This is a genomic window from Candidatus Cloacimonas acidaminovorans str. Evry (assembly GCF_000146065.2).
GTDB classification, from domain to species: Bacteria; Cloacimonadota; Cloacimonadia; order Cloacimonadales; family Cloacimonadaceae; genus Cloacimonas; species Cloacimonas acidaminivorans.
In genome coordinates this window covers 99,306-116,449 of record NC_020449.1, presented here as the reverse complement: position 1 = coordinate 116,449, position 17,144 = coordinate 99,306, and the positions used below count along the sequence as shown (strand labels likewise).

Below are 17,144 nucleotides of genomic sequence, written 5' to 3'. Positions count from 1 at the left end.
TTTCCTTCAATGGTAATAAAAGTTGGTAATGGTTTTACATACATATTCTTTCTGTTCCCTTGTAAGCTCAGGATAAATTGGAATGGAAAGAACTTTTTCAGCCATTTCTTCCGCTACCGGCAAATCACCTTTTTTATAGCCAAGCGAACTGAAACATTCCTGCAAATGTAAAGGTAGAGGATAATAGACGGCACAGCCGATTTCTTTTTCTTTTAAGTATGCCATCAGTTTATCTCTTTTTTCGCAGACAAGCGTATATTGATTGTAAATGCTTACTGCTTTTGGGTCTATATAGGGAATCCGTATTCCGGGAACATTTTTTAAGTGTTCATTGTAAAATTCAGCATTGGCACGTCTGCCTTTACTCCAGCCCTCCAGAAAGTCCAGTTTAACGCTTAAAACAGCTGCTTGCAAGGTATCCAAACGACTGTTTAAACCAACCCATTGATGATAGTATTTGGGATTTTCACCATGGACTCTCAATTGACGCAATTTAAATGCATAGTCATCATTATTGGTTAAACACATTCCGGCATCACCCATAGCACCAAGATTTTTAGATGGAAAAAAGGATAGAATTCCTATATCTCCAAAAGAACAGCTCATTTTTCCGTCCCAGGTGCAACCGATACCCTGTGCGTTATCTTCAATAACATACAAATTGTATTTATGGGCAATAGCCATAATGGAATCCATATTGGCACATTGACCAAAAAGATGCACCGGCAAAATTGCCTTTGTCTTTTCGGTTATTGCCTTTTCAATATTATCGGGATCAAGATTGAAAGTGAGAGGGTCTATATCCACAAAAACAGGAATAGCATTATTGCGCCAGATAGAAGAAGCAGTGGCAAAAAAACTGAAGGGAGTAGTAATAACTTCATCACCTGCTCCAATTCCCAATGCTTTAATGGCTAAAACGAGAGCATCTGTTCCGGAAGCACAACCGATGGCATTTTTAATCCCGAGATAATTTGCCATCTTCTCTTCAAATTCTTTCACCTGAGGTCCCATAATATAGTTATGTTCAGCAAAAACCCTTTCCAGTGCTTCTTTAATTTTAGGCATCAGAGGTTTGTATTGTGCTTGCAAATCCAGCATCGGAACTTTCATTTTTTCTCCTTTAGTCCCTGGTAAAAGTTCTAATACCAAGGATGATAGTAACTACAGAAGAAGTAAGTGTTACAATATCTTTTACATCTGTCCACATAGACCTGTCTGTTTGAGCAGGAACAAAAACAGTATCACCTGCTCTGATAACTACATTTTTCCCTGGCTTAACCCAATTTCCACTGTTGGCACGAATAATTCTGCCCTTTCCCATTTTCCGATTATTAGTATAGCCACCTGCTGCCTGAATATAATAATTCCAGCCATTTCCTTCCACCCAGGGAACCATACCGGGATTTTTAACCTGACCACTAACCCAAACCATATCAATTTTTTCAGGAATATAAATACAATCACCGTCAAGCAGATAAGGATTTGCTTCTTTTCCTTCACTGTTCATCATTTTAACGGGGTCTATACTGTATTTGCCTTTCAGTTGCATTAAATTATTACGTAAATAGGAATATTCCAAAGGAGTCATATCACTCATAGTTCTCTGCATCAGCATTTCCAGAAAGGGGTCTGGATCTGCATTGATGTTTTCATTATAATAGACCATTGATTTTATATCACCGCGTTTGGTTAAGCCACCTGCCTGTTGCAGAACATCATATAAAGTGGTATTGGCATCAATCACATATTCACCAGGGTTTTTAACCTGACCGTAGATTTTAATTCTTTGCCTGGTTCTAATTTCTGCATCGCAGGATATAAGAATTCGGTCATCTGCTTTTAAGGGTAAATCCCAAAATGCAGGATTAGCTTTCAGATCATAATTTAAAACATCATAATCAATTCTGTTTTCTTTATAGCGATAGAGCTGGACTTTGGAAATATCGGCATCAAAAGTAAAACCGAGAGATAACTCAATTATTGTGCCAAGTTTATCACCTTCCACAAATTCCAGTTCGCCAGGCAGATTTATGCCTCCGCCAATAGAAATAAAATCCTTGATGGCTGGAACAAAAACAACATCGCCATCTTTCAGCAAAGGATTCTGACTGATATCACCCAAGCGGTAAAATTTCAACAAATCGTAGGTCTCTATTTTCCCGGCACGAGTTATTCTAATTCTGCGCAGACCCTGATTATTCTCCAAAGTTATTATTTCTTCCTTTTCTTTTTCAGGAGTTGGAGGACTCAATAATTCAGCCGGTTTAGGAACTTCAACACTTTTTTCCCGTAATACCTGTGTTTTTTCAATGCGCTCCAGCGTAGTTGTTTTATTAAGCAATAAAAGGTCGGAAAGACGGTTTACAGGAGTCATTTGATAGACCCCGGGGTTTTCCACAAAACCCGTTAAGCTCACAGAAATAGGGATTATATCTCCCGTTGGGGTAGGTGTTAGAGCCGAAAGCAAGCTCAAGCTCATTAAAAGAATCAGCAAAAACCTACTTTTCATAGTAATCAATTATCCTACTTATGATATGGTCCAATTTATGTTTTGGCTCCCAGCCAATAAAATTTTTAATTTTTGTTAAATCCGGTTGCCTATGCATCATATCTTCAAAACCTTCTTCAAAAGCATCCTCATATCTCATATATTCAATACGGGATTTGCTGTGGCACATATCTTTAACCTTTTGTGCCAAATCAGTTATAGAAATGGATTCAGTTGTTCCTACATTAAAAATTTCACCGGCACATTCAGGAGTGTTCATCAGCTTTATAAAAGCATCCACTACATCTGAAACATCGGCAAAACAACGCGTTTGTTCTCCTGTGCCATAAATCACCAGCGGTTGATTTAAAAGAGCGGCTTTAATAAATTTGGGCAAAACCATCCCATATTGTCCTGTCTGCCTAGGACCTACGGTATTAAAACAACGCACAATTACTACCGGCAATTTCTTTTCCCGAAAATAAGCTAATGCCAGAAATTCATCTATGGCTTTACTGCAACCATAACCCCAACGACTAATATGAGTTGAACCCAGTAATCTGTCATCTGTTTCCGAAAAGGGTATCTGTTCATTTTTACCGTAAATTTCACTGGTGGAAGCGATAAGTGCTTTGGCTTTATACTTATTACAGAATTCCAACACATTATCCGTCCCCATAATATTTGTTTTGAGCGATAAAAGAGGATTTTCAATAATATATTTAACCCCAACCGCAGCAGCTAAATGATACACCTGTTCTACATTACTAATCAGTTTATCCAAAAGTTCACGATTCAGCACACTGCCAATATTTAAGTGAAAATTGGGTTTATCTTTAAAGGCTTCTATGTTTTCCAGACGGCCTGTGGAAAGGTTATCTATCACATAAACTTCGTTTCCTTCCTGCAATAGCCTTTCCGCTAAATGGGAACCGATAAATCCGGCTCCGCCTGTGATCAGAATTTTCATATTTTCTCCATTCTGTAAAAGCCCATTATAACACCAATAATGAACTATCAGGCATAAGGTTTTCAGCTTAGAATTTTGTCAATGAGAAAGTGGGAATTTCACAAAGAGAGAAAGATTAGACACTGAAAACACCAAAAACATTGTGAACACCGAGATTTATTTTACAAAGAAAAAAAGAGTAAGATGTGACAGCAAAAATTATATAGTTTTTGAATGATAAGCTATTTTCCATTCCTGCGAAAGCAGAAATCCAGACATTTTTAACCTATCTGACTGAATTTTCATTATGTAACTTATATCAGTATGTCCCAAATAAGGCAGGAATGTAAAAATTATAAATTATTTCGGTGTTTTCGGTGTCCTGGGTGAAAAAAAACCATTAACAGGAATGTTATTTGCTTTTTTTATAGTATATAGATATCCAAAAGGAGATACAGATGAAGAAGTTTTTCCTTCTAATTTTTGCCCTGCTATCTTTAAGTATTTTATGTGCTGTCCCCCAATATCTTATCGGTTTGCCCGTATCGGAACTTTCTTTAGACAAGGAAGATAAAACACTGCGCAGAGCAGTTCAAGACCTTGCTGAGACCGATTTGGAAATATATTATTACAACGATTCTTATGTTATTGCTGGAACAGACAGGAATAATTACCCCGGAGCCATAAATCTGGGAACACCAAAAAGCGGAAAGTTCTATCTAATAACGATTGGTGAAAGATACTCCAAGTTTGATTTTTCTACTGTAGGAGAGGTCTTATTGGAAATGGGCTCGGTAGTGTTAATAAAAACGGATAGAGATGAAATTCAGCTTCGGCAGAAGATTCAAAATCCTTTTGTTCCTTTACTTCTGGAACCAATGCGTTTTTCTGAAACTCTTTCTTTGCAAACAGCAATTAGTTCTACGCGGAATGAAATAGAAAATTTGATTAATACTGTTTCGGAAGATAGCGTTTTATATTTCCTTCAGTGCCTGCAGAATTTTTCTACGCGTTATGCTTTAGCTGATAACCATTTGACAGTTACCAACTGGATTAAATCCCAATTTCAGCGTTTCGGCATTAACAATTCCGTTTTGCATAGTTTTCAGTGGTATGGAACTATGCAATATAATGTTGTAGCTACAATTACGGGAACGGTCTATCCCGATACCTATATTATTGTAGGTGGACATTATGATTCCATCACTAACGATAATCCAATGATTTTTGCTCCCGGAGCGGATGATAATGCCAGTGGCACAGTTGCTGCCTTAGAAATGGCAAGAGTGATGATGGCAACTAATTATCAGCCCAAATGTTCTATTCGTTTTGTAACTTTTGCCGCAGAAGAGGTTGGGCTTTGGGGTTCAAGTAATTATGCAAATATGGCAGATCAAACCAATATGAATATCCGGGTGATGATAAATCACGATATGATAGCAAATACAAGTCCCAATTTCTGGGACCCGAGGGTTTTGCTAATGCCCTATGATGGTTTTATTTCCCATACGGATTATGCGGCAATGATTACATCCCAATACACTGCTTTGCAACCTGTTTATGGTTATCTTAATTCATCCAGCAGTGACAGTCATTCTTTCTGGCAGCACGGTTTTCCGGTTGTTTATTTCTTTGAATATAACTTTTCTTCTGTCTATCACAGCAATGATGATACTGTTGCCAATCTTGACCCTGTTTATTGTGCATCCGTAATTCGTGCTTCAACTGCCGTAACTGCCAGTTTTGCCAATATGCCATCTCCGCCTGCAAATCTTACGGCTCAGGATGAAGGAACGGGAAATAGTATTCACCTTTCCTGGAATCCTGTTCCCGATCCTGATTTTTCTTATTTTCATATTTCCTGGGGACCTTCGCAGAATAACCTTATTTATTCCCAAACTACAACCAATAATGAAATCAGTATTACCGGCTTAAATACAGATCAACTTTACTTCTTTGCTGTATCTTCAGTAGATTTTTCCGGTTTTGAAAGCTACTCTTTGGCAACACAGTGTATTCCCAGGTTAATACCTCAAACACCTGTTAGCTTTATAGATCAGCCCTTACCAGAAATAGTTAAGCTTTCCTGGCAGTCAAATACCGAGCTTGATTTAGCCGGTTATAAACTATATCGTTCTCTAAATAGTTCAGAAACGGGAGCGCTTATTGCCACTTTACCTCCAACTTTATGCAGTTATTCGGATTCTAATGTTCAGGGAGGTGAATTTTACTATTACTATCGTCTTTGTGCTTTTGATAATGACAATAATAGCAGTCCCTTTACACCAGTGCTTAAAACCAGACCTCTCAGTATGAACTGCGGACTTTTAATTATTGATGAAACGGCAGATTTTGGCGGAAGCGGTCCTTTTCAGCCAACGGATGAGGCAGTAGATAACTTTTACGATTTGTTAATTGACGGCTTGTGGAATACTGCACATTTTGATTTGGCTGATTATACAGAGACATTGCGTTTATGCGATATCGGTATTTATTCCGTCATTATTTGGCACGGTAACGATTTTTCTAATATGATTTATCCCAATCAAGTTAAAGATGTTTTAAAGAACTATATTTATTATGGAGGCAAAGTTCTTTTCAGTGTTTTCCATCCAGGATTGGCTTTTGAGCTCATTCAAGGTTATCCGTCCTTTTTTCCTGAGGATTCCTTTATCAATGAAGTTTTAGGTATCAGCGGAACTGATTACACTATTCAAGCCCGATTTAATAAAGCAGAAAGTGTTTATTCCGGTTATCCGGATATCAATGTTGACCCTAATAAAGTTCCCGCTTCTTTTAATGGACACCTTTATCAAGTAGAAGCATTAACCGCAAATTCACAGGCAACTCCTATTTATCATTACGCTTCTGCTTACGACAATAATTCGCCTCAGGGAATTCTCAACGGAGGAGTAGTAGGTGTTCAAAACACTTATTTTTCGGGTAAAACAGTAACCTTCAGCTTTCCTCTTTACTTTATGGATTTCAACCAAAGCCGTCAAGTTGTTCATCACATTATAGAGAATTATTTTGGTTTTCCTGTTGCAGTTGGGGATGAAGTTAATATTCCTGTTGCGGAAATTTCTATTTTACCTAATCAACCCAATCCTTTTTCTGTTTCTACCCAAATAAATATCCTCTGTAAAAACAGCAACGCTCCTTTACAGGTTCAGGTCTTTAACCTGAAAGGACAGCTAATCAAAACCCTTTTTCAGGGAAAACCGGAAGGAAAAATTACCCTTTCTTGGGAAGGTAACGATAATAATGGCAAGAAAGTAAGCTCCGGAATCTATTTCCTTAAAGCACAGCAAGGTAATAAGGTGCAAACCCGAAAGATACTTCTGCTGAAGTAAAAATAATAAAAAGAATAAATAGTTAGGGGACGAACAGGATTAAAAGGATTTTTTCTTGTTTTGGCTTACAATTTTCACCTGCCTTCCCGGAAACCACAACCCACTAACTATTTCACTTACAACCGAGTTTTTACTGATTTCCCAATCTAAAAAATTGTGAGCTAAAACGGAAACAAAAATCTTTTGCAGTAATTGAAGATTGTTTGTTCAAATCAATACTGGAGTAAAAATGAGTAAAAAGCTTGAGAACAACTCAACAAGCATTGGTAGAATTATTAATCTACTTTACCGTTACTTAATGGTTGCGCCTTTCATTACTATAATAGCAGTGGACTTGCACTCCGAGTTGAATGCCAATAATATAGTTCGTGAACCCAATTCTCAGCTGAATGTCTTTCAGGAAGATTTCAATTACTTTTATAGAATATTACTTGATTCTCATCCTGGCATAGAAACTGATAATACTAGTTTCAATCAGAAAGTTGAAGCATTCATGGAATGTCTCGCCACTGTAACTGATACTCTGCAATTTGAAGCCAGATTGAGAGCTTTTACCCATGATTTATATGACGGACATACCAGAGTATCATCATTTTCCAATCAGGGATCACCAATTTACCCTATAGGATTGTGGTGGCATGAATCTGGATGGTATGTTGAAATGATTTCTACCGAGTTCAAAGATTTAATTGGAAGTAAAGTAATAAGTATTAATGGGATAGATGCTGAGACCTTTATGACAAAATTAATGCAACTAACTACGGGGGAGAATGTCTACTGGTTACGAGACCAAGTGTCTTTTTTCCTCAGAAACTCAGCGAACTTACGTGCCTTGAATCTGGATAGACCCGACGGTGTTTTACAGTTGATCATTAAACAGAATGGAACCTTTTCAGAAGTCAATTTATACGAAGTTGAAAGACCTTCTCTTTGGGGCAACCAGAAAACCGGTATTACGGCTTTACATGATGATAACTATTGGGGACAAGCCCTTCCAGAAGACAATGTATACTACATCCAATTTAATGCAATGTCAGATCCAGTAGGGACATCCGATACTCCATTTTCAGGGTGGATCTCATTCCTTAAAGAGAGCTTTGCTTTAATAGACAGCTTAGGGATAGATAATCTGGTTATTGATTTAAGAAACAATAGCGGTGGTAATTCTACTATGGGTGATATACTCCTTTCTTTTTGCTCACTACCTGATTCTATTTACTATTTCGGTGGAAAGATGAAGATAAGTGATTTGGTGCTCAATCACTATCAAATGAATCTGACTTCAATGAATAAGGCATTATCCTCTGACTTGGGTTATGAAGTATTGGAAACTGAATTGCCCTTTACCGTGATTTTTTATGATGGTAAATCTCCATTCCTTAGACCTCGGACTCTTAGTGAAATAGTTCCCAATGTTATGAGTAATGATTCAATAAAAAAGTATAATGGAAAATTGATCCTGCTTACTGGAAGTCAAACATACAGCTCGGCAGTTATGTTTGCTACTCTTTGTCAGGATAACGGACTGGCTATAGTGTACGGAAGTCCTACCGGAGGAAAACCATCTTCTTATGGAGAGGGACTAAACTTCAGATTGCCTAATACGGGCATAATGTGCAGTGTATCTGTTAAATACTTTCAACGGCCTGATACAAGCAGAGACCCTTCTGACAGTCTATACCCAGATGTTGATGTACTGATCACCCCGGAAGAACATTTTTCAACCATTGACACACTCTGGGAAAGGGTTCTAAATGACATACGCAACTCCGATCTATATAAATAATCTTTGCCACAGAACCAAATTCAGAGAGAATGATTGTGGATTACATTATATTTTGGGGAAATACCTAAGAAGTGCAGGAAAGTACTGCTTGATGTTAACACCCCTTTTCTCTCTTGCCATTTCGTATTGATCAAGGGCTTTAATGAACTGCCTCACATACACAAATCCCTGTTCTTCATCCCATTTTAGAATTCCCTCCGCTTCATAGCTACCATAATACATAGAGACCAGTTTATAGGTAACAGCACGGATGAAGCACTCATGGGTGTTTTCTACAGGATATTTCTCCAACTCAATATTCATACTTCTGATGTACTTTTCTAATCCTTACCATTCTAATATGTTCTGGGAAATACTTTGGTTGGAATAGGTCTATCTATATGGGACTGAAGAAAACTGCCGATTATTTGGTAATGGGAGCCATTGCCTTTAATTTTAAAACGCTGCGTAAAAATTTTAACGAGAATAATGGAGGAGAGCTGTGCCCAGATTATGAGAAAAGGTAAAAAAATAAACGAAAAAGAGGGTTTTAGGAAGGTAAAAAAGTAAATATCAGGTAAAAATACTTCATTTTTTTTGAATATTTCTTCCATTTAGTCAGAAATTATCAAGATAATGTCCTTGTCCCTAATCGTTCAATGGTCTTGTAATATTATGTCTTATCTCAAAAAGAATTATCTTTTATCTTTTGGTGGGCAGGGATCGTTACCGAATGATCTTTTATCCTGGATTTTACCATCTGACGAATGAATCACTAACTCTGCTTTTTGGTTTTTAGCCAATTTTCTGGCATATTGTAAAGCAGAATATTTTGTGGAAAACACTTTAACGGCTTTTTGTGCATTAGCTTTTTTAACTTTACATCCCTGCTTATTTATAGTTAAATGATATTCTTTATAAGGCATTTTGTCCTCCACTTAAATAATTCTTAATATCAATATAAGCATTGATATCTATATTTTTTGTCGGTAAACCATAAAACCCTTTGGCAATCATTTCTTTGTAACAGTCACAAACTTGATTATAAGTTAGCAAAGCCGGTTTTCTTTGATAGAGCAATTGCAAAAGATTTATTGTCCATAGGCATTTAATATTGAACTTTTCCAGAACTTTATGAGTAGCTTTATCATCTGTGCATAAAATCCTGTCAGTTTTGTTTTCCAATAAATAGACAACTGAAAATAATTCGCCTCCATCCAGATTTATAAGCTGAGGAACACTATTAATGGTCAATTTACTATCGTCAATAACCTTAATTGTGGTATATAGGTGTTTGTTAAAAAGAGTAAGATTACAGCGATCCGGGTATATTTTACTGCCTTTTATGTATTCATTATGAACAGTTTCCACAATTTCCATTTCCAAAGGATATTCGGAAAGTTTCTGAATTAAGTCCACTGAAGAGCATCTATCAATACAGTTTAAGAGAACAGTGTTATCTAATATTAAAATCATTTTAACTATAGCCCTTACCCAGAATTTTGCCTATTTTACGGAATTCATCATTGACGGACTGAATATCAGATAATAAATATTTAGCAGCTTTGGAGATAGAAATTTCCCCTTTTGCCAAGGCAAAATAGACCAGTAAATGATAAATAGAGGGGAAATCGTTAATAGCTATTTTATATTCATATTCTTTAATCGGTTCTTTCAATCTGGCTATTTCATCTTTGCCATAATTCAATATATTTGCCTTCACCAGATTATAGGCAATGCATTCGTAAGAAACATTAAAGTATTTTGCCAATTCCCTGATTTGTTCAGCTGTTATCATTTCCGAAGAGGATCTTTCATTTACATTGTCAATTAGCAATGCATAAGAAACAGTAAAGCGTGAAGCAAAATCATTTGCCTCTTTTTCTTTAAGGTCTCTGGAACTAATACGAGAAATAATAAATTCATCAGTTTCCAAATGCATCAATATATGCCCCAGTTCATGAGCTAAAGAAAAGAAGTTTCTTTCTAAGGTGTGCCCTTTATTAATAAAAACACAATAAACACCATCTCGTTTTATAGTAATTGCCGATAGATTTTTATTTTTGAATGGTAGGGCGAAGACAACAACTCTCCATTTTAACCACAGAGCTTCAACCAAGCTATTATAATCAGTTATAACAGGCAGTTCAAGATTAGCTTTGATAATACCTATTTGCTGATCAGATATAGTTTTACCCCTAAATTCATCTGGTCCGTGATAAACCAAATTAAAATTATTAATATCAGCTACATATATCAAATTATCAACTATTTCCTGGAATAATGCCACTTCTTCCTTTTCTTCTTTTGTTATTCTGCCTTTACCACGATAAGCAGAGTAAGCAATATATTCTTTATCAGTAACCAAGTATTCCAGAGGAACCTTAATAATTTCCGATATTTGCATTAGTGTTTTCAAGGGAACTTGTCTTTTACCCTGTTCATAATAGGATATCAAAGCTGGTGTAACACCCAATTTTTGGGCAAGTTCTTTACCGGAAATGTTTAGTCGCTTTCTATATTTTTTAATCTTTTCTCCGACATTCATTGTTCTCTCCTTTCTTATTAACTATATGTTAATATAATCAAGTTTAGGATTTTGTCAAGTGAATAATTATTAACATTACCCATCTCTAAAATAACCCTAATTTTTTTTAATCTTTTCAGATATATGTAACAATGGATAACAGTATCATTATAGAAAATGAAAGTCCAAATTAGAAATTATCAATCCTTTTATCAATACTATATCCGAATATTCCAACAGCCGAAACAATGATGGCAACCAAGGCGTAACCCCTTCTGACAATTGTTAGTTATGTTATTAATGCATTTCCTTTTTTGATTTATCTGTATTCCAATGTTTTCTTAAAAAGTGTATTAAATACATCTTCTGCATTTATATCTATGATAAGAAAGTTGAATAATTGTTCTTGTTTTAGCTCACAATTTTTTGATTGGGAAACCATTTGTAGATCGGTTGTAAGTGAAAAGCAAGAGGGGTGCCGATAATTGGGAAAGCGAGTAAAAATTGTAAGTCAAAACTCCCCGCGAGTGAAAATTGTAGGTCAAAACCCTCAATGATAGCGATGGAGGTGTAAACCCATAGTTCAAGGAAAGTATAAGTTCCTTTAGAAACCTTAAATTTCGTTGGCAAATCGGAATTTGCAAACCCATTTTTCCCGAATGCATTATTTGGGTTAAAACAGAATAATGCTGATTAACTAAACTTTTTACCAGAGTTAAACTGCAATAATTTGTTCCAGTTTATTACTCCTTTGTCGCAAAAGTCCTGGATAAACTCCGCAGTAAAGTTATTGATTAATTTAGAGTATTCTGTATAGAAATTATCATTTTTCTCTTTAGCTTTATAGCCCAAGGGAACAATGATTTTTGTATACATCTCTTCATCACAGGAAATGAATTCCCAAAAACGCTGACCACATAATTTGAAATAAGAACCCTTATCCGGTTTATCATCTTTTCCGTAGCAGCAACCATTTATTGCAATCACTGTTGTTTCTTTATTATTGGAACGAATAATTCTGGAAGCTCTATTAAAATCGTCTATCATTTTTGCCACTTGACGACTATTACCCCAATTAGGACCTGACTTTATAGAGACAATATACCGCTTGTTTTCTTTGTTAAACTCCAAATCTATACCCGGAGAAGATGATTTCACTCCACCATAAATCATTCCACAAATATAGATAGCTAACGATTCCAGAAATTCACCAAACATTGTTTCTTCTGCAGAAGATAAGTGAGCATCCAGAATGGTTTTTATCAATTCGCCGGCATTAAGAATATTCTTTGCTCTAAACAGATACGGATTTTTATGTTTTAATATATTTGCCAGTTTCAAATTGCTGATATTCATAATCCTGTTGTTGTGAAAAATCTCAATATGCTTTTCTACATATTCATTCAAGTCATTTTCATCAATCACGAATAACCTCGCTTAAAACAATACTTGTTGCTGATTTTGAATTTTCCCTAAAACTAAGTTATAATATTCAGGATTTATATCTATTCCTATTGCTTTTCTCCCCATATTCAAAGCAGCAAAAACAGCAGTTCCCGAACCCATAAAAGGGTCTAAGACCACATCACCCGGTCTGGTAAATAGTTTAATAAACCATTCCGGCAAAGCATAAGGAAAAGTTGCGCTATGATTTTTATTACCGCATTCAGTAGCCAAGTGTAAAACATTTGTAGGATAGACCTTATCTTTACCAACCCAGTTGGATACATTTTTGCCAAAACCACTGCCTACTTTGGAAGTATCTCTAATTTTATCCGTATGGCTTAAGTTAGAAAGTCGTTTTTCTGCCCAGTCACCTATAGGAATCATTACTTCTTCCTGATACATCTTAAAGAATTTGTTTTTATTGAATTGTAATAATCTTTCCCATGCATCCCGAAATCTGTTAGGCCATTTTCCCGGATAGCAATTCTTTTTATGCCAAATAAATTCTTCTGTCCAAAGCCATCCTTGTTTTCTCATATTCAAAATCAATTCTATCACATAGGTATGTCTTTCTCCGTTAACAACTTTTTCTTTGATATTCAAAATGAATGTTCCAGTGGGTTTTAGAATTCTTAAAAGTTCTTGTGTTATGGGAAGAAACCATTCATTATATTCATCCGGTTTTATGCCCCCGTAGGTATTAGTTCTACTATCTGCATAAGGAGGAGATGTTACTATTAAATCAATTGACTCTTTTTCTATTGTTTGCAGAATTTCCAGAGCATCACCAAGGTATAATTCATATTCATTATTGTTCATAAAGTCACTTTACCTCCTCACTTATAATATAATTCCTTTTACACATTTTCCCAAAACCAGTCAAGAAGAAAAAATAAACCGTATGTCAGGAGTCGTCACCACCGATATAACTTTTACACAACTTGAGAATTTATTTGGTGGTGAAGAATTGTAACCGCTCAGAACAAGGAAATTAGGACAAAACTTAGAATTTTAGGAGAAGCTTTAAGGAAGGACTATAATTATAAATCCGTGTTAGCCGTGTAATCTGTGATAGTTAGCACTACAGGTCATCAGGAGTCATATACGCCCGGAAAGATATTTTTTTTTAACGAAGTTCGTTTGGTGTAAATGACTCCTGACTTAATAAGTGTTTCAGTTTTTTAACCTAAAGTAGCAACCATCACAGCTTTGATAGTATGCATCCTGTTTTCGGCTTCATCAAAAACAACGGAATGGGGTCCTTCAAAGACCTCATCGGTAACTTCCATAGCAGTCAAACCGAATTTTTCGTATATATCTTTGCCTATTCTGGTCTTCAAATCGTGAAAAGAAGGCAAGCAGTGCATAAAGATAGTAGTGCTTTTTCCTGTTTTTTTAAGCATTTCACCGTTTACCTGATAGGGTTTTAGCAGGTTAATTCTTTGTTCCCAAACGCTATCAGGTTCACCCATAGAGACCCAAACATCGGTATAAAGGACATCTGCATCTTTAACCCCAGCATCAATATTGTCTGTCAGGGTAATTTTGGCACCGGTTTCTTGGGCAACTTTTAGGCATTTGTGCATCAGATTTTGTTCGGGAAAAAGCGTTTTCGGACTTACAATCCGGAAATCCATTCCGGTTTTACAAGCACCTATCATTAAAGCATTTGCCATATTATTACGTCCATCTCCGCAATAAACAAACACCATTTCGTTTAAGGGTTTATTCAAATGTTCCAGAGCAGTTAAAAAATCAGCTAATACTTGAGTGGGATGATCCTGATCCGTTAAACCGTTCCAAACCGGAACACCGGCATATTTTGCCAGTTCTTCCACAATTTCCTGTCCAAATCCGCGGTATTCAATGCCATCATACATTCTTCCTAAAACCCTTGCCGTATCGGCAACGGATTCTTTTTTGCCCAATTGTGAACCGGTAGGTCCCAAATAAGTTGTATGTGCACCTTGGTCTAAAGCGGCAACTTCAAAGGCACAGCGGGTGCGAGTGCTGTCTTTTTCAAAAATTAAAGCAATGTTTTTTCCTTTTAATTTCTGCTGTTCCGTTCCGGCATATTTGGCTTTTTTAAGCTGGATAGCAAGATCAAGCAGGAATTGAATTTCCCGGGGAGTAAAATCCATCAGGGTTAGAAAGTTACGGTTTTTAAGATTGAAAGACATTTTGGTCTCCTTTTAGTTATTTATGCATATAATTTATTTTTTTCTCGGATTTCCCTAATAGCAGGTAGATTTATAAAACCAATAACAAACATATTCAGATTGTAACCCCTTTTTAAAAATACAACCCGACTGTCAATAAGTTTCTCTTTTTAGCTGCTGAAAAACTATATCTTGGCACTTTTTTACCCCCCTTCAAAATAAGAATATAAATAACATAACTTTTGGGCAGACACTATATTAGGAGATATACCAGACAAGAGATTCCCTTATGCTTCCCATATCGCGATAAGGGAATGATATGGGAATCATATCGCGTGCACAACTTCTATAACCAATATTTGATTAGTTGCGGTTACTATATTTTTTGGCAGCCAATATTATGCCTAAGATTTGTCACCAAAACTTCAATTTGTCACCCCCTATATAAGTGAGAGACAAAAAAAGGAGTAACAAAAATGAAAGTTAATTTTCAATATGGACTCGCTGGCTACACCGGTAAAGCTGATGGACTGGTATTTTGTTTTGACCGGAAATCCGGTATTGTTTATGCCAGGAAAAGAGTTTATCCCCGTTTAACGGAAGAAAACGCCAGAATTGGCAATATTTCTCACAACATATTTTCCTTAAAACCTTCGGAAGAATACAAGGATGATTTGCGACTTTATTTAATGGGTTACAATGGATTACGGGCAAATAGTCCCAAACCTTTGCGCTCTTGGGTAAATTTGTATCATCGCTTAATGGCAAATATGGCTAAAAGGAATCCGGAAATAGACCTGAAAACCCTCACCCGCCAACAAATCTTTGCTGATAATCTACCCTGCAAAAGCATTAAATCCGCCGTTGAAGCAGGCATTCTTCCACCTGTAAATGGCTATGAAAGAATGACTGCTTTAATTTAACGGAAAAATGATGTCCCCGTCGTTTAATAAAAATCTCCTTATCCCTCTACGCTTAACATTTCCATTTCAATTTATTTTATTCTTTGAGGTTAAAGGAAATATCAATCTTACGGCGCAAAAAATGATTGACGCCAAAGGCAACTAAGAAACGGATGTAATAAAAAGGTCTGTGCCCATTGAAGAAAAAAAGTTGCAGGATATACCGCTTAAAAAGGTATAAATAAATGAACCGTTTAAAAAGACACAGACGAGGACAAGGAAAGAACAAAGCGAAATAGAGGAAAAATGAAAGTTATCACAGTTATATTAATGCTATTGCCATTACTTCTGGCAGCTCAAAGTTATACTTTGGAAGAACTTATAACTTATGGCTTGGAGAATAGTTTCAGTGTGCAAAAGAGCTCTCTAAATTATCAGAGTTCAAAATCAACCCTGAATACTTCCAAATGGAATTTATTGCCTGATGCTTCTGTAAGTGGCGGAGTAAAAAAGGACTTTGACCCTGCAGTCAACACTGATGATGTAACCAGTTCCGCCGGTTTATCTATAGGCAAAACCATTAGTTTAAACGATGCTGCCTACTTCAATTACCTGTATGCCTCTTTGGATACCAAAACGGCAAATATGAAACTGGAACAGACCCGCAGAGCTTATGCTTATGAGGTCTTCAGTGCCTATTTAAAAGTGCTCAGTTCACAAAAGCAAAGAAGTTCTCTGGAAGAAAATTTACAGATTCAAATTAGGGTTTGGGAACAGAGTAAAATCCTTTTGCAATTGGGCAAAACCACTCCCTTTGAGGTAAAGCAGAATGAAATTGCGGTCTTAAATTCCAATATTTCTTTAATGCAACTGGATAATACAATTGCCAATGCCCGCAAGGAACTTTTTGCTCTCGTCCAAATGCAGGATGAAGATTATCCTTTAACTGAGCTGGAACTGAATATCCAAAAAGAAATTCCTGCGTTCAATACGGAAAAAAATGCGGATCTCAATATCCTCAATCAGGAACTGAAACGCCTAAATCTGCAATTAAAACAGAACAAACTGGATGATTTTCCCCGCCTCAATCTGGCTTATAATTTTGACCGTTCCGTAAGCGGTGCCGATTTTGATTTTGACCATTATAACACCAATCACGGCTTATCTTTAACTTTAAGCTATCCCCTTTTTAATATTGGGGAAAATGCCGAAAGCAGAACCAGAACTAAAATTAGCAGACAACTTTCCCAAGTGGCAATTGAAGAAAAGAAAGATCAATTGCAGCGAGATTACGACAGTGCTTTAAGAGAATTGCAATACTTAAAAAGAATGAATGAACTTTACAGCGAACAACTGGCTCAATCCCGGGAACAAATTACTCAGGCAGAAGAACGTTATCGCTTAGGTCTTATTGAACTTCTGGAACTGGATAAAACCCGCACCAACTATATTGAAACAGACATCTCTTATAATACCAACCTATATTCTATTATCGCCAAACAGGAAGAAATAAATTATCTTCTTTCCGAACCCGTTTTAGGAAAATGGTAAG

General features: G+C 36.3%; 14 protein-coding genes. 4 read left to right on the top strand and 10 right to left on the bottom strand.

Annotated elements, in window-relative coordinates:
* Positions 1-6 precede the first annotated feature (6 nt).
* The 3 genes from CLOAM_RS00500 to CLOAM_RS00490 are packed head-to-tail and all read right to left on the bottom strand — an operon-like array spanning position 7 to position 3,461.
* Entirely contained in the window at positions 7-1,113 is a 1,107-nt protein-coding gene (locus CLOAM_RS00500; RefSeq protein WP_044278749.1) for a DegT/DnrJ/EryC1/StrS family aminotransferase, read from the bottom strand.
* A 10-nt stretch (positions 1,114-1,123) separates the two neighbouring features.
* Positions 1,124-2,512 (bottom strand): SLBB domain-containing protein, encoded by a 1,389-nt coding sequence (locus CLOAM_RS00495; protein WP_044278748.1) that lies wholly within the window; start codon positions 2,510-2,512, stop codon positions 1,124-1,126.
* Positions 2,502-3,461, bottom strand: coding sequence for a GDP-mannose 4,6-dehydratase (locus CLOAM_RS00490; protein ID WP_015423873.1), 960 nt, complete (start codon positions 3,459-3,461; stop codon positions 2,502-2,504). The genes CLOAM_RS00495 and CLOAM_RS00490 overlap by 11 nt, the downstream gene beginning before the upstream one ends.
* A gap of 437 nt (positions 3,462-3,898) precedes the next feature.
* Here CLOAM_RS00490 and CLOAM_RS00485 point away from each other — a divergent pair, with 437 nt between their 5' ends.
* Positions 3,899-6,793 carry a M20/M25/M40 family metallo-hydrolase gene (locus CLOAM_RS00485; protein ID WP_015423872.1) on the top strand — a complete coding sequence of 965 codons (2,895 nt, stop codon included), beginning with the start codon at positions 3,899-3,901 and terminating at the stop codon, positions 6,791-6,793.
* A 229-nt stretch (positions 6,794-7,022) separates the two neighbouring features.
* The gene (locus tag CLOAM_RS00480) at positions 7,023-8,579 is read left to right on the top strand and encodes a S41 family peptidase (protein WP_044278747.1); all 1,557 of its coding nucleotides are present in this window, start codon (positions 7,023-7,025) and stop codon (positions 8,577-8,579) included.
* A 45-nt stretch (positions 8,580-8,624) separates the two neighbouring features.
* Here CLOAM_RS00480 and CLOAM_RS00475 read toward each other — a convergent pair whose 3' ends face one another.
* From CLOAM_RS00475 to argF, 7 genes are all read right to left on the bottom strand, one after another.
* On the bottom strand, positions 8,625-8,882 hold the full coding sequence (locus CLOAM_RS00475; RefSeq protein WP_015423870.1) for a hypothetical protein: 258 nt from the start codon (positions 8,880-8,882) through the stop codon (positions 8,625-8,627).
* Positions 8,883-9,253: 371 nt separating this feature from the next.
* Entirely contained in the window at positions 9,254-9,484 is a 231-nt protein-coding gene (locus tag CLOAM_RS00465; protein WP_044278745.1) for a DUF2188 domain-containing protein, read from the bottom strand.
* On the bottom strand, positions 9,474-10,034 hold the full coding sequence (locus CLOAM_RS00460) for a hypothetical protein (protein WP_015423868.1): 561 nt from the start codon (positions 10,032-10,034) through the stop codon (positions 9,474-9,476). The genes CLOAM_RS00465 and CLOAM_RS00460 overlap by 11 nt, the downstream gene beginning before the upstream one ends.
* 1 nt (position 10,035) lies before the next feature.
* Positions 10,036-11,106: a helix-turn-helix domain-containing protein gene (locus CLOAM_RS00455; RefSeq protein ID WP_015423867.1), complete on the bottom strand. Its 1,071-nt coding sequence runs from the start codon at positions 11,104-11,106 to the stop codon at positions 10,036-10,038.
* A 672-nt stretch (positions 11,107-11,778) separates the two neighbouring features.
* On the bottom strand, positions 11,779-12,510 hold the full coding sequence (locus CLOAM_RS00450; RefSeq protein ID WP_015423866.1) for a PmeII family type II restriction endonuclease: 732 nt from the start codon (positions 12,508-12,510) through the stop codon (positions 11,779-11,781).
* 12 nt (positions 12,511-12,522) lie between these two features.
* Complete coding sequence (locus CLOAM_RS00445) at positions 12,523-13,350, bottom strand: DNA-methyltransferase (protein WP_015423865.1); 828 nt, start codon at positions 13,348-13,350, stop codon at positions 12,523-12,525.
* A 362-nt stretch (positions 13,351-13,712) separates the two neighbouring features.
* On the bottom strand, positions 13,713-14,711 hold the full coding sequence (gene argF, locus CLOAM_RS00440; protein WP_015423864.1) for an ornithine carbamoyltransferase: 999 nt from the start codon (positions 14,709-14,711) through the stop codon (positions 13,713-13,715).
* Between the two features lie 455 nt (positions 14,712-15,166).
* On the opposite strand from argF, the gene CLOAM_RS00435 reads away from it, so the two are divergent.
* On the top strand, positions 15,167-15,613 hold the full coding sequence (locus CLOAM_RS00435; protein WP_015423863.1) for a hypothetical protein: 447 nt from the start codon (positions 15,167-15,169) through the stop codon (positions 15,611-15,613).
* A 285-nt stretch (positions 15,614-15,898) separates the two neighbouring features.
* Entirely contained in the window at positions 15,899-17,143 is a 1,245-nt protein-coding gene (locus tag CLOAM_RS00430) for a TolC family protein (RefSeq protein WP_015423862.1), read from the top strand.
* The last annotated feature ends 1 nt before the right edge of the window (position 17,144 follow it).